Origin of the sequence: Nonomuraea sp. NPDC005730 (genome assembly GCF_040630865.1) — a bacterium.
Classification (GTDB): domain Bacteria; phylum Actinomycetota; class Actinomycetes; order Streptosporangiales; family Streptosporangiaceae; genus Nonomuraea.
The window spans coordinates 1-17,696 of sequence record NZ_JBEXYK010000082.1 but is presented as its reverse complement, the minus strand read 5'-3'; the positions used below and the strand labels follow the sequence as shown (position 1 = coordinate 17,696).

The window sequence follows — 17,696 nt, the reverse complement described above, 5'->3', positions numbered from 1 at the left end:
AACTACGACTTCGCCTTGATCATGCCGAGCTGGATCCAGACGCCCGAGGGCAGGACGCCGGCGCCCATGCGCAGGATCTCGTCGTCGTGCGGCCAGCCGGTGAAGCGGCTGTTGTTGACGAACTGGGTGTTGACGTAGTCCCAGAGCTGGATGACCGGGAGGTCCTGGTTGGCGGCCTTGGCGAGCTGAGCCATGATCGGCTTGGCCTGCTCCTCGGTGGCCGAGTTCAGCTTGCCGGTCAGCTCACCGGGGTTGATCTTGGCGCCGTCGACCTCGATCTCCTCGGGGCCGCCCATCCAGTTGCCGGCCTTGCCGGGCTCGGAGTGCTTGACCTTGCCCGCGACGTTGGTCCAGCCGTTGGAGGCGCCGTACAGGCGCTGGTAGATGTCGTACGGCGCGGGGCCGAGGGCCATCAGCCAGAAGCCCGCGTCGTACTTGCCGGCCGCCAGCTCCTCCAGGTAGAGGGGGTAGTCGGCGGTCGTGACGACCTCGGCGTCGACGCCGGCCTTGACGAGCTGGCTCTTGATGTTCTCCTGGGCCGACAGCCAGTCGGAGAAGCCGGAGGGCGCGTGCATGGAGACCTTCCACGCCGAGCCGTCGGCCAGCGTCCACTTGCCGTCCTTCTTGGTGAGGCCGGCCTCCTTGAACTCGGCCTCGGCCTTGGCCACGTCGGGCGCGTACGGCTCCAGCTTGGGCAGCTCGTCGGGGATCCACGCCTGCGCGGCCTTCTGGTGGATGCCGCTGGTGGTGACCGCCGCCGTGCCGCCCTCGGGCGAGGCGACCTTGGTGACCTCCTCGCGGTTGATCAGGTAGGCCAGGCCGCGGCGCACGTGCACGTTGTCGTACGGCTTCTTGGACTGGTTGAAGGCCATGCTCACCGCGACCGGCGAGTAGCCCTTGATGACCTCGTTGCCGGCGGCCGCCTTGATCCGGTTCATCACGTCGGACGGGGCGGCGGTGAAGCCGGCGTGGTCGAGCTTGCCCGCGGTGAGGTAGTTCCAGATCTGCTCGTTGCCGGTGTAGTTGAGGAACTTCACCTGCGCCGGCGCCACGTTCGCCGCGTTGTAGAAGTACTTGTTCTTGACCAGCAGCGCCTCGGACGGGTTCACCCGCTCCAGCACGAACGGGCCGGCCGAGGTGTCCTTCGGCGGGGCGAAGGTGAGCACCTTCTCGCCCAGGCCGGTGATGGTCTCGCGGGCCTTGTCGGCCTCGGCGCCCTCGCCCCTGGAGGCCTTGAGCTGGTCCCAGAAGTCCGCGGGGAGCACGCTGCTCCACACGTGGGAGGGCAGGACGAACGTGTCGAGCACGCCGCGGGCGAACTTGGGGCTCGGGTTCGCCATGTCCTGGGTGATCTTGAGGGTGTGGTCGTCGACCACGGTCACGTCCGCCGCCGCGCCCGCGGCGCCCGGCGTGATGGAGAACGCCGTGCTGCCCTGGGTGTAGGCGATGCCGATGGACATCTTGACGTCCTCGGCGGTGACCGGCTTGCCGTCGGACCACTTGGCGTTCGGCTGGAGCTTCAGGGTGATCGCCGAGTTGTCCGGCGCGATCTCCCAGCTCTCCGCGATGCCGGGGAGGGCCTGGTTGGGGTCGGTCAGGTGGTTCTTGACCCAGCCCAGCTTCATCGCCGTGTAGCCGGGGAAGGAGTTGCCCTTCGGGTTGTACGGGTTGGCCGGGGCCGTGGCCTCCAGGCCGGGCCTGTTGACGTCGATCGTGGTGAAGAGCCCGCCACCACCGCCGCTCGAGCCGCCGGACTTGTTGTTAGTACCACCGCTGCACGCCGCTGTGGCGGTGGCGAGGCCCAGCAACGCCACTACCGCTGCCAGTCGCTTCATCTGCCGCTCCGGGGGATGTCGGACCTGTTGAGGATCTGTAGGGAATTGACCGGACCCTACGGTCGCCAGCAGGCAGCGTCAATAATCTCCAGATGTTGTGAGTGTAATGTAACTTTCCTTCATAGAGGTCCGCCATGGCGCCAATCTCCATCGTGCGACGGAGCGGGGCTTCAGTCCACGACCAGCACGGCGGCGCCGCTGACGCGGTCGGCGGCCAGATCGGCCAGCGCCCGGCCGGCCGCCTCCAGCGGGTAGATCGTGGTCGCCACCCGCGGCGGATGGGCCAGCGCCAGCTCCAGGTAGGCCCGGCCGTCGGCCCTGGTGTTGGCGGTCACGCTGCGCAGCGTGCGCTCCTGGAACAGGTGCCGCTCGTAGTTCAACGCGGGCACGTCGGTCAGGTGGATGCCGGCGATCGCCAGCGTCCCGCCGCGGTCGAGCGCCTCCAGCGCGGGCGGCACCAGGTCGCCGACCGGCGCGAACAGGATCGCCGCGTCCAGCGGCTCGGGCGGCCGGTCGCCCGCCGAGGCCGCGCCCAGCTCCAGCGCCAGCTCCCTGGAGGCGTCCGACCTGGTCACGGCGTGGACCGTGGCGCCCTGCGCGATGGCCGCCTGCGCGGTGAGATGGGCCGAGGCGCCGAAGCCGTAGATGCCGAGACGGCCGCCCGGCGGCAGGTCGCAGCGGGCCAGCGCCCGGTAGCCGATGATGCCCGCGCACAGCAGCGGCGCCAGCCGCTCGGCCGGCACGTCGGCCGGCAGGGGGTAGACGTAGCCGGCCGGGGCCACGACGTACTCGGCGTAGCCGCCGTCGGCGTCCCAGCCGGTGTAGGTGGAGTCCGGGCAGAGGTTCTCCGTGCCGCGCAGGCAGTAGCGGCACCGGCCGCAGGTCGAGCGCAGCCAGGCCACCCCCACCCGCTCGCCGGAGCCCTCGACCCGGCCCACCACCTGGTGCCCGGGGGTGGTCCGCGGCCGCCGCGGCGCGAGGTCGCCCTCGGCCAGGTGCAGGTCGGTCCGGCACACGCCGCACGCCTCGACCCGGACCAGCACCTCGCCGGGGCCGGGCTCGGGGACGTCCCGCTCGACCCGCACGAGCGGGCCGGTCGCCATCGGCCCCGGCCGGTCCACCACCCAGGCGAGCATCACGGCCGCGACAGGCGCTCGTAGGCCAGCGAGGCGTACAGCGCGGCGCCGTCGGGCAGCACGGAGTCGTCGAAGACGGCGTCCGGCGAGTGGTTGTAGGGCGCCGTGGCCGGGTCGCGGTCGGGCGGGCAGGCCCCCAGGAAGACGAACGCGCCCGGCACCTCCTCCAGCACGTACGAGAAGTCCTCCGAGCCCATGACCGGCTGCGGCGCCACGAAGTAGCGGCCCGGCCCGAACAGCTCGTCGGCGGTCGCCGAGACGAACCCGGCCTCGCCCTGGTCGTTGACCGTCACCGGGTAACCCATGCCGAACGACGTCTCGACCGCCAGCCCGTGCGCGGCCGCGATGCCCTCGACCACCTCCACCAGACGCCGCTTGACCAGCACCCGGTGCTCCTTGCTGAACGTGCGCACGGTCGCCTCGAAGCGCGCCTCGTCGGGGATCACGTTGTCGGCCGAGCCGCCGTGGAAGGTGCCCACGGTGATCACCACGGGGTCGAACACGTCGAACGTGCGGGTCACCATCGTCTGCAACGCCGTCACCATCTCGCAGCCGGCCGCGATCGGGTCCTTGGCGCGGTGGGGGCTGGACCCGTGCCCGCCGCTGCCCTTCACCGTCACGCAGAACACGTCGGCCGCGGCCATCATCGGGCCGCTCCGCGAGGCGAACAACCCCGGCGGCAGCATGGCCGACACCACGTGCATCCCGTACGCCGCCACCGGCCGGGCGCCGGCCGCGTCGAGCACGCCCTCGCCGATCATGTGCTTGGCGCCGTCGTGCCCCTCCTCGCCCGGCTGGAACATGAAGATCACGTCACCGGCCACGTCCGCGCGCCGCGCGCTGAGCAGCCGGGCCGCGCCGACCAGCATGGCGGTGTGCAGGTCGTGGCCGCAGGCGTGCATCTGGCCCGGGGTCTGGGAGATGTAGGGCAGGTCGTTGCGCTCGGCCACGGGCAGGGCGTCCATGTCGCCGCGCAGCAGCACCGCGGGGCCCGGCCGGCCGCCGCGCAGCACCGCGGTGACCGAGCTGAGTGTCTTGCCGGTGGTGATCTCCAGGGGGAGCCCGTCGAGCGCGGCCAGCACCTTCTCCTGCGTCCTCGGCAACTGCAGGCCGAGCTCGGGGGTGGTGTGCAGGGAGCGGCGGAGCCGGATGAGCTCGTCCCGCATGTCCAGGGCGGATTCAGTGAACGACATGAGGAACATTGTTCACGTGTGCGGCGAGAAGTCGACAAGGCACGCTCGATACCATGAACGGGTGACTCAGCGTAAGCGGATCGACTCCTGGTTGTCCGACATGGACGGCGTCCTCGTCCACGAGGGGCGGCCGATCCCCGGTGCGGACGAATTCATCAAACGGCTCAAGGAGTCCGACAAGAAGTTCCGGGTCCTGACCAACAACTCCATCTACACCCAGCGCGACCTGTCCGTGCGCCTGGCCGGCGCCGGTCTCGACGTGCCCGCCGAGTCCATCTGGACCTCCGCCCTGGCCACCGCCCAGTTCCTCGACGACCAGCGCCCCGGCGGGTCGGCGTACGTGATCGGCGAGGCCGGCCTCACCACGGCCCTGCACGAGGTCGGCTACGTCCTGACCGACCTCGACCCCGACTACGTCGTGCTCGGCGAGACCCGCACCTACAGCTTCACCCAGATCACCCGCGCGATCCGGCTCATCGAGGCGGGGGCCCGCTTCATCGCCACCAACCCCGACCCGATCGGCCCCTCCACCGAGGGCTCGCTGCCGGCCTGCGGCGCGGTGGCCGCGATGATCACCAAGGCCTCCGGCGTCGAGCCGTACTTCGTGGGCAAGCCCAACCCCCGCATGATGCGCAGCGCGCTCAACGCCATCGAAGGCCACAGCGAGACCACCGCCATGATCGGCGACCGCATGGACACCGACATCGTCTCCGGCATGGAGGCGGGGCTGTTCACGATCCTGGTGCTGACCGGCGTCACCCAGCGCGACCAGATCGACCGCTTCCCCTACCGTCCCTCCCTGGTCGTCGACTCGGTCGCCGACCTCGTCGACCTGATCTGAGCCCGGCGGGCCGCCCACCCGGGATGACAAGTCTTCTTCCGGGGCGCGAAGGATCGTGGCCCGGGAGTAGAAAACCACTCCCGGCGCCCGCGGTCCGGCGGCGCGGCCGGCGTCCGGCTGCGATCCTTGGTGGCGGAAGGTGACTTACCGAATGCGAGGAGGCGACCGTGTGGTGTGAGGAGCCGGGGGAGCGGGGCGCGGAGGCGGAGCTGGCGGCGCTGCGCGTCGAGGTGACCGAGGAACTGCGGTTCGTCAGGACGGCGATGGCCGAGGAGTTCAACTCGCTGCGCTCGGAGATCCTCGACCTCAACATCAAACTGGACCGGCTGTTGCAACGCGCCGGCATTTAGGACAACGAGGTCGACACCGCATCACATGGCCTTCGGGTAGCCTAACCTACGGTCCCGTAACCTGAAGGAGAAGATCTTTATGGCGATGTCTCAGACGGAACTGCTGCACGAGCTCGAACCCGTCGTGGGCGTGGAGCTCGATCGCCACAACTCGATGGCCAAGGAGTGGTTCCCGCACGAGTACATCCCGTGGAGCGAAGGGCGTGACTTCGACGGCATCTACGGCGGCCAGGCGTGGCAGGAGGGCGACTCGAAGATCCCCGAGGCCGCCCGCATCTCGCTGATCGTCAATCTGCTCACCGAGGACAACCTGCCCAGCTACCACCACGAGATCGCCACCACCTTCGGCCGTGACGGCGCGTGGGGCACGTGGGTCCACCGCTGGACCGCCGAGGAGGACCGGCACGGCACCGCCCTGCGCGACTACCTCACCGTCACCCGCGCGGTCGACCCGGTCGCGCTGGAGCGGGCCCGCATGCACCACATGGAGCAGGGCTTCGTCAGCGAGTACGACACCATGCTCCAGCAGCTCGCCTACGTCTCCTTCCAGGAGCTGGCCACCCGCATCTCCCACCGCAACACCGGCAGGGCCTCCGGCGACGAGGGCTGCGAGCGCCTGCTCGCCCGCATCGCCGCCGACGAGAACCTGCACATGCTCTTCTACCGCAACCTGCTCAAGGCGGCCTTCGAGCTCGACCCCAACCAGACCATGCGCGCGGTGACCGACGTCGTCACCACCTTCCAGATGCCCGGCACGGGCATGGAGGGCTTCGCCCGCAAGGCCATGATCATCGCCCACGAGGGCATCTACGACCTGCGCCTGCACCTCGACGACGTGCTCATGCCGGTGCTGCGCCAGTGGGCGGTCTTCGACCAGACCGGGCTCGACGCCGAGGGCGAGCAGGCCCGCGAGGAGCTGTCGGCGTTCCTGGCCAGGACCGAGGTGACCGCGGCCCGGTTCGTCGAGCGCCGCGACGAGCGCCGCGCCCGCGCCGCCGCCAGGGGCTGACGCCCGGCCGCCGCCACCCGCGCGGCCGTGGGATGATCCCTCCTCATGGAGTTCCTGGGCACGCTGTTCGTCTCGCTCGCCATCCTGGTGATGATCCTGTTGCTGGCGACGGCGGCCCAACGCCTGCTCGGGGTCAGGTTCGGCGCGTTACGTACCTTCCTGGCCGCGATGGTGGCCTGGGGCCTGGCCCAGCCGATGCTGACGCCGGTGATCGCCTCGTTCGGGCCGGTCGACCCGGAGACCACACCCGACGCGGGCGCGCTCGGGCTGCTGCTCCTGATCGCCATGTGCATGGTGCTCATCCCCATGGTGATCCTGGTGCTCGCCGAGGCGCTGGTTCCGCCGGGCTCGGTGCCGGGGCCGCTGGAGGTGCTGCGCTCGCTGCGCGGCCGGATCCGCCGGGCCCGGCGCTACTCGCAGATCACCAGGATCGCCTTCCGGCACGGCCTCGGCCCCTACCTGCGGGGCCGCGGCGAGAGCCTGGAGGACAGGTCGGGCAAGGTGCGCCTGGCCAGGTCGCTGCGCCAGGCGCTCGACGACGGCGGCGTCACCTTCGTCAAGCTCGGCCAGGTGTTGTCCACCCGGCGTGACCTGCTGCCGGCCGAGTTCATCGACGAGCTGGGCCGCCTGCAGGACCACGTCGCCCCCGCGCCGTGGGAGCGCGTCGAGCCGGTGCTCGTGGCCGAGCTGGGCGGGCCGGTCGAGGAGGTGTTCGCCGCCTTCGACCGTACGCCGCTGGCCGCCGCCTCCATCGGCCAGGCCCACACCGCCCGCCTGCACACCGGCGAGGACGTCGTGGTCAAGGTGCGCAGGCCGGGCATCGAGGGCGTGGTGGCCCAGGATCTCGACATCGTCCGCCGGCTGGCCGCCACGCTGGAGTCCAGGACCCGGTGGGGACGTTCGCTGGGGCTGCGCGACCTGGCCGAGGGGTTCGCCGTCGCCATCCGCGAGGAGCTGGACTTCCGCGTCGAGGCCGCCAACATGGCCGCCGTGGCCGCCTCCGGCAGCGGCGGCGTCACCTACCCCGAGCCGTTCCCCGCCCTCTGCACCGAGCAGGTGCTGGTCATGCGGCGCCTGTCGGGCGGGCCGGTCACCGCGGCCGCCCCCGGCCAGGGGCCCGCGCTGGCCCGCGACCTGCTCGACTGCCTGCTCAGGCAGATCCTCGTCGAGGGCGTCTTCCACGCCGACCCCCATCCGGGCAACCTCATGCTGCTCGACGACGGCACGCTCGGCCTGCTCGACTTCGGCTCGGTCGGCCGCCTGGACGCCTCCGTCCGGTCGGCCTTGCAGCGCTTCCTGCTCGCCATGAACCGGCAGGACCCGCTCGGCGTCACCGACGCGCTGCTGGAGGTCGTCCCGCGGCCGGAGGAGATCGACGAGGCCGCGCTGGAGCGGGCGCTCGGCCAGTTCATGGCCAGGCACCTCGGGCCCGGCATGGACAGCGTGCAGATGTTCACCGACCTGTTCAAGATCGTCTCGGAGTACGGGTTGTCCATCCCGCCCGAGGTGGCCGCCGTCTTCCGGGCTCTGGCCACGCTGGAGGGCACGCTCGTGCGCCTGTCGCCCGGCTTCAACCTGATCGGCGAGGCCCGCGCGTTCGCCGGCCGCTACCTGGCCGAGCGGGCCGGGCCCGAGTCCGTCAAGGAGGCCGTGGGCCAGGAGCTGGCCGCGCTGCTGCCGATGCTGCGCCGCCTGCCCCGCCGGGTCGAGCGCATCGCCAGCGCCGCCGAGCACGGCAGGTTCAGCCTGAACGTCCGGCTGCTGGCCGACGACCGCGACCGCCGCTACGTCACCGGGCTGGTCCACCAGGTGCTGCTCACCGTGCTCGGCGCCACCGCCGGGCTCATGGCGGTGCTGCTGCTCGGCATCGAGGGCGGGCCCGTCGTGGTCGGCACCACGAGCCTGTACCAGCTCCTCGGCTACAACCTGCTGGTGATCGCCTCGATCATGGTGCTGCGGGTGCTCGCGCTGATCTTCCGTCGCCCGCCTGACCAGGAGCGTCACCGGCGCCGAGGCGAAGACTGAGCTGTTTTTGACCTCGGGCTGGTCTTGGACATCCGAGGCATCGGGAAGTTTCCAGGTGACACCGGAACGCCTGGGGAGCAGTAGGTGAAAATCATCGGGATCGCCGCCAGTCTCCACGCGGGGTCTTTCATCAACAGATTGCTGGACGCAGCGGGCGGCGAACTGCCGGAGGGCGTACGGTTCGAGATCTGGACGGGGATGGGCGACGTCCCGCCGTACCAGCCGGGCAAGGTGCCGGTGGCGGCCAGGGAACTGCTCGGGCTGGTCGCCGGGGCGGACGCGGTGCTGCTGACGGCTCCCGAGCACAGCCTGCTGCCGCTGGAGCTGACGTACACGCTGGAGTGGCTCTCGGCCGGCGACGTGCTGTCCGGCAAGCACGTGGCGGTGATGAGCGCCAGCGCGCGGGCGTGCGGCGCGATGTGGGCGCAGGCGGAGCTCTACAAGCAGCTCCAGGGCGCGGACGCGGTCGTGATGGGCGCCGAGCTGGTCATCTCGCCGGCCTGCCCGCACTTCGACGACGACGGCCACCTCACCGACCCCGTGCTGCGCGGCCAGGTGCGCGCGGTGATCGGGCAGCTCTGCCCGGCGGGGGTCAGGGAGCCGGCGTTCTCGCTCTGATCCAGGCGTGCTGCCGGAGCGGGCTCAGTGGGGGTCGCGGCGCAGGCGCTTGACGTCGGAACGGTGCTTCTTGCCCGCGATGCGGCGCTCGACGGCGCCCCGGCTGGGCTTGGTCGCCCGCCGGCGCTTGGGCGGCGGCGCGACGGCCTCCCTGAGGCGCTGGGCCAGCCGGTGACCGGCGGCCTCCCTGTTGCGCAGCTGGGACCGGTACTCCGAGGCCACGACGGTGATCGTGGTGGCGCCCAGGCGGTCGAGCGCGCGGGCCTTGAGCGCGGGCGGGATCGCGGTGCTCGCGGCCACGTCGAAGATCAGCTCCACCCGGCTGTCGGTGGTGTTGACGCCCTGGCCGCCCGGACCTGAGGAACGGGAGAAACGCCAGACGAGCTCGGCGTCGGGGAGGACGATCGAGTCGTTGACGACCAGCGGGCCGGGCATGGTGGGAGCTCCTGTTCCGGATGAATGCGCCTTGCTCAGATGAGTGTCACCGTATATGAGCGACATATGCCGTCCGCAACGGCATTTTCAATGACTGTCCGCGCTGCGAATATGGAGAGAACATTTCGCGGGAAGGGCTAATTCCATGGACCCGAAGTGGGTCGCTCAGGCGGCGCTGACCGTTGGACTCGCCGTGGTCTCCGCCGTCGTCTTCCTACTGCTGAGGTGCCAGGGGAAGGGGCGGCCCTTCGGGCCCGCGGGGCGGCGGCTCGCGGTCGCCGTCAGCCTGCTCACCGGCGGCCTGTCCGCCGGCGTCGCGCTGGCCGGGCACGCGCTGCTGAGCGACTCGCTGGCCACCGTCCTGGGCGCGGTCGCGCCGAGCGGCCTGTGGCTCGGCCAGATGCGCGCCAGGCAGGACGAGCGGCGCTCGCTGGCCCGGGAGGCGGCCACGTTCTGGCTGGTGTCGCTGCTGGCCCGGCTCGACCAGGCGATGGCCGAGGACGAGCGCGTCTGGTGCGAGAAGCGGGTGGACCCGTCCTGGAACGTCTATGAGCTGAGCCTGGCCGCGGCCCGCTACCACGAGCGCATCCGCGACCGCCTGTCGGCCGACGACCGGCGGCGCGAACGGGTGCACGCCCGCCTGGACGCCGTCGAACGCAGGCTGGACGTGGCCGCCCTGATCGAGGACGGCGCCGCCCGCTCGAAGGTGGCCACCGCGCTCACCCTCTCCCGCCACACCAGGATCCCCAGGTACGAGCGCTACCTCGGCAACCTCGACCGGCTGCACGGCGTGCTGCGGCACGACGCGGAGAACGACGTGCTGCGCCTGCTGGCCGCGGCCTACCGGGCCGGTTACCGCTCGCTCCAGGGGTACGTGCCGCCGTCACGGGCCCGCGGCGGCGAGCACATCGCCCGCGCCCGCTGACCGGGAGTGGCGGCCGGCGCTCAGGTCAGGGCGGCGGGGGAGTCCTCGGCGTCGCCGAGCGTGAGCTCCAGGCGGGCTCCGAGCGCGTCGACGACCGATCCGAGCGTGCGCAACGTGAGATTCTCGTCGCCGGAGAGTATCTGGCTCACCCGGCCGGGCGAGACGCCCAGCGACGTGGCCAGATCGGCGCGGGTGATCTTGTGCTCCCGCATGTACCACGTGATCTCGTCGACGACCTGCTGGGCGAGACCGCCCACCTCGTCACGGGTGTTCCGGCGAAAGGCCATCTCGGTCTCGCTCTCGACGCTGTCCGTCCTCGTGCCTCCACTTTAGCTCTACCTAAACCTTTAGGCAAGCCTAAACTCGGGCGGCTCTTGACGGGCGAGGACGGGCGGCGTATGCCAATATCCGCGGAAAGATCGAGCGGTCAGGGGGAGGCGCTGTGACGGCCATCGTGGGCGTGCACGGGATCGGCAAGTACAACTACTACCTGGAGGCCGGAGGGTCGGCCACCGCGGCAGCCGCGGCCATGCGGCTGAAGTGGGACCGCTACCTGCACGCGGCGCTCGGCGGTGAGACGGCCGCCTACTTCAGCGAGGTCGCCTACTTCTCCCACCTGCTGCGCGACCCCAAGCCCGGGGAGAGCTCCCCGCAGGCGGCGGCCCGCGTCGAGGCCGCCACGCAGCAGGTGCTCGTCGAATGGGCGCGGGACCTCGGGCTCGGCGAGCACGTCACCGGGGCGCTCAAGTCGTTCACCGGATGGCTGCTCGGCAAGCTCGACAGCAGGTCGGCGGCGTTCGCCAAGCTGTTCGCGCCCGAGGTCGCGGTCTACCTCACCGACCAGGAGCGGCGCGAGCGATGCCGGCAGACCGTGGCCGACGCCATCCGCAGGAACCGGCCACGCGTGGTGATCGCCCACTCGCTCGGCAGCGTCGTGGCCTACGAGGCCCTGTGGGCCAACCCCGACCTGCCCGTCGACCTGCTCCTGACGCTCGGCAGCCCGCTCGGCATGCGCAACGTCGTCTTCGAACGCCTCCTGCCCGCCCCCGTCAACGGCCTCGGCGAACGCCCCAAGAACGTCGCCCGCTGGGTGAACATCGCCGACAAGGACGACATCGCCGCCATCCCGCCCGCGCTGCGCGCCAGCTTCACCGGCGTGGACGTCGAGGAGCTGGTCAACCTCGACTGGATCGACTTCCACACGGCCGAGAAATACCTGGGTTGCCCGGCGCTCGACCCGCATCTGCGACCATTCCTTGCATGACGTGGATTGTGTTCGACTACGGCAATGTCCTGTCCCTGCCCCAGCCCGCGGCCGACGCCGAGGCCATGGCGCGGGCCGTCGGCGCGGAGCCCGAGGCGTTCCTGCGCCGCTACTGGGAGCACCGCCTGGAGTTCGACCGGGCGAGCCTGAGCCCCGTCGACTACTGGGCGGCCGTGCTGGGCCGGTCCGTCACCCCGTCCGAGGTCGCCCGCCTGGTGGCCATGGACGTCGCGAGCTGGGCCTACCCCGACGAGGGCACGATCGCCGTCCTCGGTGAGATCCTCGACGCGGGCGACGGCGTCGCGCTGCTGTCCAACGCGCCCGTCTGCATCGCCGACGGCCTCGACGAGCTGCCCTGGATCGCCGCCATCGGCCACCGCTTCTACAGCGGCAGGATGGGCCTGGTCAAACCCGACCGGGAGATCTTCGACGAGGTATCCCGCGAGCTGGCCGCCGACCCGTCCGAGATCGTCTTCATCGACGACCGCGCCGAGAACGTCGAGGGCGCCGAGCGCGCGGGCATGACCGGCGTGCTGTTCACCAGCGCCGCCGCGCTCCGCAAGTCCCTGCGCGAGCTGCCCCGCTGACCTCCCGCCGACCTCGCGCCGGGCGACCGGCGCTGTTCACCCACGCTTGACTCCGCTGTCATGACGGGGCCACGGCGGGGTCAGCGCGGGCGGACATACCTGGAGCGTGGACCGCAGAACGTTCCTGACCGCGGCGGCAGCCGGCCTCGTCACGCCCCGCGCCGTCACCTCGCCCGCCTCCGCCACGACACTCAGATCCGACCCGTTCACCCTCGGCGTGGCCTCCGGCGACCCGTCCGCCGACGGCTTCGTCCTGTGGACCCGGCTGGCCGTCGACCCCCTCAGCGGCGACGGCCGCGGCGGCATGCCCGCGCGCGACGTCGAGGTCGACTGGCAGGTCGCCACCGACGAACGGTTCTCCTCGGTCGTGCGGTCGGGCACCGCGACCGCCCGGCCGCGCGACGCCCACAGCGTGCACGTCGAGCTGGACGGGCTGGAGCCCGGCCGCGACTACTTCTACCGGTTCAGGAGCCAGGGCAGGCTCTCGCCCGCCGCCCGCACCCGGACGACGCCCGCCGGGGACAGCCCGCTCACCTTCGCCGTGGCCGCCTGCGCGCACTACGAGCACGGCTACTACACCGCCTACCGCCGCCTGGCCGAGCAGGAGCCCGACCTGGTCGTCTTCCTCGGCGACTACATGTACGAGTACGGCCCCAGCGGCTACACCGCCCTGGCCGGACGGGTGCGCACGCACACGCCGGGCAAGTGCGCCACCCTCGCCGACTACCGGCTGCGGCACGCCCAGTACAAGAGCGACCACGACCTCCAGGCCGCGCACGCGGTCGCGCCCTGGCTGGTGGCCTTCGACGACCACGAGGTGGAGAACAACTGGGCCGGCCCCGTCTCCAGCACCGGCGCGCCCGGCTTCGCCCGCCGCCGCGCCGACGCCTTCCGCGCGTACTACGAGAACATGCCGCTGCGCCGCGCCAGCCTCCAGGGGGCGGTGCTGCGCATCAACCGGCGCGTCTCCTGGGGGACGCTGGCCCGCTTCCACCTGCTGGACACCCGCCAGTTCCGCGACGACCAGGCATGCCTGGACGGGGTGCGGGCCGGCTGCGACGAACGGCTGTCCGACCGGCGCACGCTGCTCGGGTCCGCCCAGTGGCGGTGGCTGGAAGAGGGGCTGAGCGGGTCCGGCGCCCGGTGGAACCTGCTGGGCCAGCAGATCCTGATGGCCCAGCGCGACTACCGGATCGGGCCCGGCCGCGAGGTGAACCTCGACTCCTGGGACGGCTACGCCGCCGAGCGCACCCGCCTGCTCGGATCGTTGTCGGCCACCTCGAACCCCGTCGTCCTGACCGGGGACGCGCACATGCACCACCTGGCCGACCTCAAGGCCGACTTCGACGACCCGGACTCGCCGGTGGTGGCGAGGGAGCTGGTGACGTCGTCGATCGCCAGCGACGGCGACGGCTACCGGGACCGCACGTGGATCGCCGAGGCCCTGCAGGAGAACCCGCACATCTCCTACATCGACCAGCGGCGCGGTTACCTCATGGCCCGGCTGACCCGGGACGAGCTGTCGGTGGACTTCCGCACGCTCGACTACATCTCCCGCCGCGGCGCGCGGGCCCGCACCGCCCACCGGCTCACCATCCCGGCCGAACCGCCCCGCTCGGCCGCCGGCCGGGCCGCGCCCCGCCATGGCTGAGGGACGACGGGGGTCGCGGTCCTCGTCGGCTGAAGGTTCGCTGGGAGGGGGCTGAGGGCCGGCTGGGAACCGGGGGGCGGTCAGGAGGCGTCCGGCCAGGTCGCGTCGGGGAACTCGCCGGTGGTGGTGCCGGACATGACGACCTGGTCGCGTTCGTCCAGACCTGAGGTGATCTGGACGTACTGGTCGCCGCGGACGCCGGTGCTGACCACCTTCGCGGCGTCGTGCCCGCCCGAGCGTACGGTGACCACCTGGGCGCCGTCGGAACCGCTGCGGACGGCGGCGGCCGGGACGTAGATCGCGTCCTTGGCCTCGGCGGTGGTCACCGACACCGTGGCGGTCTGACCGAGCATGAGGCCGGTGGGCGGCTCGTCGAAGGCCAGGGTGACGGAGTAGCGGACGAGCTGGTCCTCGACGGTGGCGGTCGGGGCGATCGCGGTGACCGTCCCGCCGTGGCGCTCGCCGGGGCGGGTGGCGAGGGTGATGGCGGCCTGCTGGCCGAGTTTGAGCCGGTTGACGTCGGACTCGGTGACCATGGCCTGGACCTGGAGCTCGTTCAGGTTGCCGAGGCTGATGAAGGTGCCGGTGCCGGCCGTGTCGCCGACCCGGCCCGCCACCGACAGGACGGTCCCCGAGGTGGGGGCCACGATGCGGGTGGCGCGCACGGCGTCGGCGGCCTCCTCCAGGGCGGCTTCTGCGCGGTCCACGTTCGCGGCGGCCTGGTCCTCGGTGATCCCGCCCCTGGCGGCGGTGCCGCCGTCCTTGGGGGTGGTGGCGGTCCTGGTGGTGGTGTCCCGGGAGGTCGTGCCGGGGGAGCAGGAGCCGGTGGGACGGGCGGAGGCCGTCGCGTGCGGCTTGGCGGTGGCCTTCGCGGTGGCCTTGGCGGTGGGCTTGGTGGTGGGCTCGGCGGTCGCGGACGGGGGCGCGGTGGTCGAGGGCCTGGCCGTGGCGGGCGGCTCGGGGGTGGACGGGCCGCCCGGTGTGGACGGTTCGCCGGGGGTGGACGGTGTGCCGGGCGCGGGGGTGTGGCCGCCTCCAGGGGTGCCGCCGCCGGGCGGGGTCGCCGTCACGGTCACCGTCGCCGTCACCGTGGCGGTCGCGGTGACCGTCACCGTGGGCTGGGGTTCGTGAGTGGGGGCGGGGGAGGGGGGCCCGCTGGGGGTGGCGGGCGCGGTCGGGGGCCGGCTGTGAGCCTGGGACGCGCCGGAGGTCCGCGTGGCGGCGGGCGTGGCGGCCTTGGCGGCCTTGGTGGCGGGGGCGTCGGGAGGCGTGGCGGTGGCGGGCGGAGTGGTCGTGGGCGGCGTGGTCGTGGGCGGCGTGGTCGGGGGCGGCGTGGTCGGGCCGACGACGCCCTCTCCCGCCGAACCTCCGCCGACGGCCGTGCCGGAGTCTGCCGTCGCGCCCGGGACGGCGGCGCTGCCAGGGACGGCGGCGCTGCCAGGGGTGGCGGCGCTGCCTGGGGTGGCGGCGCTGCCTGGGGACGAGGCGGTGCCGGATGAGGCGGCGCCGGCGTCCGGGGTGGGGGAGGTGGCAGGGCGGGTGCCGCCGGTGGCCGGTGTGGGCTTCGAGCTGACCGGCGGGGTGGGCCTCGAGGAGGCCGACGGGGTGAGGCAGGTGGCGCCGTTCGGCGAGCCGGGGTCGCCGGTGGAAGTGGCGGGGGTGCTGGAGGGGGCGGTGGTGGCGGTGGTGAGGGCTTCTTGGGCGGCGGTCAGGTCGGCCTTGGCGGCCTCGTACGCCTCGCGTGCGCCACGCCCGTCGATCCTGGCCAGCACCTGGCCTCTGGTCACCTTGGTCCCGACCTTGACGTACACCTTGGTCAGCGGGCCGGACGAGCCGAACGCCAGGTCCCGCCGGGCCCCGTCCACGGTGTTGCCGGCGGCGCTGACCAGGGCCGTGACCGGGCCCCGCTGGGCGGCGGCGAGCCGTACCCGGACGGCGGGCGGTTCGTCGTCGCGGAGTGCCAGTGCCAGGCCCGACCCGGCGACGAGCACGGCCAGGGCGAGCCCGCCCAGCGCGAAAGTCGGTCTCATGGCCGCCCATCCTGGCCGACCAGCTTCACGGCGGCCTGCGAGCAGCCTGAGAGTTCGCTGTGTGACCCCGCGCAGGCCCGGGTTGTCAGCGAACGTTCAGCTCCGTCACGGCTGTGGCGCAGGCTGGTGTGCAAGGGTCACCGGCTGTGAAGGTGTCGACAAGGCGCAGAGCGCTGATGACCAACGGAGCGCTGGGCGTGCTCCTGCTGGGCGGGGCCACGCTCGCCTACGTCCAGCTCGGCACGGACCGCGCGGCCGGCGAGACGGCCGTGCGCACGGTGACCGCGAGCCGCGGCTCGGTGTCCGCGTCGGTGTCCGCGTCGGGCGCGGTGGCCAGCTCCAGGACGCGGGCCCTGTCGTTCGGCACGGGCGGCACGGTCGAGCGGATCTACGTCAAGGCGGGGGACAAGGTCGACAAGGGCGACATCCTGGCCAGGCTCGACGACGCCGCCGCGCAGGAGAGCCTGTCGGCGGCCAAGGCCACGTACCAGAGCGCGATCGACGAGGGCACCGGCACGGCCGCGCTCTACGCCTCCTACGTCAAGGCGCGCAACGCCTACCGCGAGGCCGGGCGCACGGTCGCGGCCACCGTCCTGCGGGCCCCGTTCAAGGGCACGGTCACGGCGGTGAACGGATCCGTCGGCGGCACCGCCTCCGGCTCGGGCGGCAGCCAGAGCCAGTCACAGGGCCAGTCACAGGGCCAGTCACAGGGCCAGTCACAGGGCCAGTCACAGGGCCAGTCCCAGAGCAGCGGCGACAACACCGGCACGGGCGGGTTCGTCGACCTGGCCGACACCGGACGGCTCCAGCTCGTGGGCACCTTCACCGAGTCCGACGTCGGCAAGCTCGAACAGGGCCAGAACGCCACCGTCACCTTCGACGCCCTGCCGGGGGTGATCGCCGACGGCAAGGTCACGCAGATCCAGCCGGTCGCCTCCACCAGCAACAACGTCGTCCAGTACCCGGTCACGGTCACCTTCACCAAGGTCCCCGCCAAGGTCAGGCTGGGCCAGACCGCCACCGTCGAGGTCGTCGTCGGCAGGGCGGAGAACGTCGTCACCGTCCCCTCCACCGCGGTCTCCACCAGCGGCGGCCAGACCACGGTCACCCTGGTCAGGGACGGCCGCCAGGTCAGGACCCCGGTCGAGGTCGGCGTCCGGGGCACGGCGCTCACCGAGATCAGGTCGGGGGTGTCCGAAGGCGACCAGCTCGTGCCTCCGGCGACCGGTACGCAGAGCACCGACCAGCGCGGCGGGTTCGGCGGCGGGTTCCCCGGCGGCGGCATGCCGGGAGGCGGGCGATGACGGCCTCCGCCACCGCGACGGCGGCCCCGGTCCTGCGGGTGAAGGACCTCGTCAAGGAGTACGGCGAGGGCGACGCCAAGGTCCACGCCCTGCGCGGCGTCAGCCTGGACGTCGAGCGCGGCGACTACGTCGCCATCATGGGCGCCTCCGGGTCCGGCAAGTCCACCCTGATGAACATCCTCGGCTGCCTCGACGTGCCCACCTCCGGCACGTACCAGATCGACGGCGCGGACGTGGGACGGCTGGCCGAGCACCAGCTCGCGATCCTGCGCAACCGCAGGGTGGGGTTCGTCTTCCAGTCCTTCAACCTGATCCCGCGCATGAGCGCGCTGGCCAACGTCGAGCTGCCGCTCGTGTACGGCGGCGTCGGCCCGGCCGAGCGGCGCTCGCGCGCCCTGGCCGCGCTGGAGCAGGTCGGGCTGACCGACCGCGTGCGCCACGAGCCGAACCAGCTCTCCGGCGGCCAGCAGCAGCGCGTGGCCGTGGCCAGGGC

17 protein-coding genes are annotated in these 17,696 nt (G+C 72.2%); 11 read left to right on the top strand and 6 right to left on the bottom strand.

Annotation, left to right across the window (positions count from 1 at the left end; all coding sequences use genetic code 11):
* Positions 1-2 precede the first annotated feature (2 nt).
* The 3 genes from ABZ444_RS46810 to ABZ444_RS46800 all read right to left on the bottom strand — a co-directional run bounded on the left by ABZ444_RS46810 (position 3) and on the right by ABZ444_RS46800 (position 4,164).
* On the bottom strand, positions 3-1,835 hold the full coding sequence (locus ABZ444_RS46810) for an ABC transporter substrate-binding protein (RefSeq protein WP_358010780.1): 1,833 nt from the start codon (positions 1,833-1,835) through the stop codon (positions 3-5).
* A gap of 170 nt (positions 1,836-2,005) precedes the next feature.
* A complete protein-coding gene (locus ABZ444_RS46805) occupies positions 2,006-2,971 on the bottom strand; it encodes a zinc-dependent alcohol dehydrogenase family protein (protein WP_358010807.1) in 966 nt (321 codons plus the stop codon).
* Complete coding sequence (locus ABZ444_RS46800; RefSeq protein WP_358010778.1) at positions 2,971-4,164, bottom strand: M20 family metallopeptidase; 1,194 nt, start codon at positions 4,162-4,164, stop codon at positions 2,971-2,973. Before ABZ444_RS46800 ends, ABZ444_RS46805 begins: the two co-directional genes overlap by 1 nt.
* Before the next feature lie 100 nt (positions 4,165-4,264).
* Here ABZ444_RS46800 and ABZ444_RS46795 point away from each other — a divergent pair, with 100 nt between their 5' ends.
* The 5 genes from ABZ444_RS46795 to ABZ444_RS46775 all read left to right on the top strand — a co-directional run bounded on the left by ABZ444_RS46795 (position 4,265) and on the right by ABZ444_RS46775 (position 9,007).
* Entirely contained in the window at positions 4,265-5,005 is a 741-nt protein-coding gene (locus ABZ444_RS46795) for an HAD-IIA family hydrolase (protein ID WP_358010805.1), read from the top strand.
* Between the two features lie 167 nt (positions 5,006-5,172).
* Positions 5,173-5,355 (top strand): hypothetical protein, encoded by a 183-nt coding sequence (locus tag ABZ444_RS46790; RefSeq protein WP_358010777.1) that lies wholly within the window; start codon positions 5,173-5,175, stop codon positions 5,353-5,355.
* An 85-nt stretch (positions 5,356-5,440) separates the two neighbouring features.
* Complete coding sequence (locus tag ABZ444_RS46785; RefSeq protein WP_358010776.1) at positions 5,441-6,364, top strand: acyl-ACP desaturase; 924 nt, start codon at positions 5,441-5,443, stop codon at positions 6,362-6,364.
* 45 nt (positions 6,365-6,409) lie between these two features.
* Entirely contained in the window at positions 6,410-8,389 is a 1,980-nt protein-coding gene (locus tag ABZ444_RS46780; RefSeq protein WP_358010775.1) for an AarF/UbiB family protein, read from the top strand.
* A gap of 84 nt (positions 8,390-8,473) precedes the next feature.
* Positions 8,474-9,007 carry an NAD(P)H-dependent oxidoreductase gene (locus ABZ444_RS46775; protein ID WP_357968981.1) on the top strand — a complete coding sequence of 178 codons (534 nt, stop codon included), beginning with the start codon at positions 8,474-8,476 and terminating at the stop codon, positions 9,005-9,007.
* Between the two features lie 24 nt (positions 9,008-9,031).
* On the opposite strand, the gene arfB is transcribed toward ABZ444_RS46775, so the two are convergent.
* Complete coding sequence (gene arfB / locus ABZ444_RS46770) at positions 9,032-9,442, bottom strand: alternative ribosome rescue aminoacyl-tRNA hydrolase ArfB (RefSeq protein WP_358010774.1); 411 nt, start codon at positions 9,440-9,442, stop codon at positions 9,032-9,034.
* A gap of 145 nt (positions 9,443-9,587) precedes the next feature.
* Here arfB and ABZ444_RS46765 point away from each other — a divergent pair, with 145 nt between their 5' ends.
* Entirely contained in the window at positions 9,588-10,367 is a 780-nt protein-coding gene (locus ABZ444_RS46765) for a hypothetical protein (protein WP_358010773.1), read from the top strand.
* Between the two features lie 20 nt (positions 10,368-10,387).
* On the opposite strand, the gene ABZ444_RS46760 is transcribed toward ABZ444_RS46765, so the two are convergent.
* The gene (locus tag ABZ444_RS46760) at positions 10,388-10,654 is read right to left on the bottom strand and encodes a helix-turn-helix transcriptional regulator (protein WP_358010771.1); all 267 of its coding nucleotides are present in this window, start codon (positions 10,652-10,654) and stop codon (positions 10,388-10,390) included.
* Between the two features lie 155 nt (positions 10,655-10,809).
* On the opposite strand from ABZ444_RS46760, the gene ABZ444_RS46755 reads away from it, so the two are divergent.
* The 3 genes from ABZ444_RS46755 (at position 10,810) to ABZ444_RS46745 (ending at position 13,869) form a co-directional block, all read left to right on the top strand.
* Entirely contained in the window at positions 10,810-11,631 is an 822-nt protein-coding gene (locus ABZ444_RS46755) for a hypothetical protein (RefSeq protein WP_358010770.1), read from the top strand.
* Positions 11,628-12,218: an HAD family phosphatase gene (locus ABZ444_RS46750; protein ID WP_358010769.1), complete on the top strand. Its 591-nt coding sequence runs from the start codon at positions 11,628-11,630 to the stop codon at positions 12,216-12,218. The genes ABZ444_RS46755 and ABZ444_RS46750 overlap by 4 nt, the downstream gene beginning before the upstream one ends.
* Positions 12,219-12,324: 106 nt before the next feature.
* On the top strand, positions 12,325-13,869 hold the full coding sequence (locus ABZ444_RS46745) for an alkaline phosphatase D family protein (protein WP_358010768.1): 1,545 nt from the start codon (positions 12,325-12,327) through the stop codon (positions 13,867-13,869).
* A gap of 80 nt (positions 13,870-13,949) precedes the next feature.
* Here the strand turns inward: ABZ444_RS46745 and ABZ444_RS46740 are convergent, their stop codons facing one another.
* The gene (locus tag ABZ444_RS46740; RefSeq protein ID WP_358010767.1) at positions 13,950-15,899 is read right to left on the bottom strand and encodes an efflux RND transporter periplasmic adaptor subunit; all 1,950 of its coding nucleotides are present in this window, start codon (positions 15,897-15,899) and stop codon (positions 13,950-13,952) included.
* Positions 15,900-16,075: 176 nt separating this feature from the next.
* On the opposite strand from ABZ444_RS46740, the gene ABZ444_RS46735 reads away from it, so the two are divergent.
* Together ABZ444_RS46735 and ABZ444_RS46730 are read left to right on the top strand one after the other, a co-directional pair.
* Entirely contained in the window at positions 16,076-17,203 is a 1,128-nt protein-coding gene (locus ABZ444_RS46735; protein WP_358010765.1) for a biotin/lipoyl-binding protein, read from the top strand.
* Positions 17,200-17,696: ABC transporter ATP-binding protein (locus ABZ444_RS46730; protein WP_358010763.1), on the top strand; the 497-nt coding region annotated here is incomplete at its 3' end. The genes ABZ444_RS46735 and ABZ444_RS46730, both read left to right, overlap by 4 nt.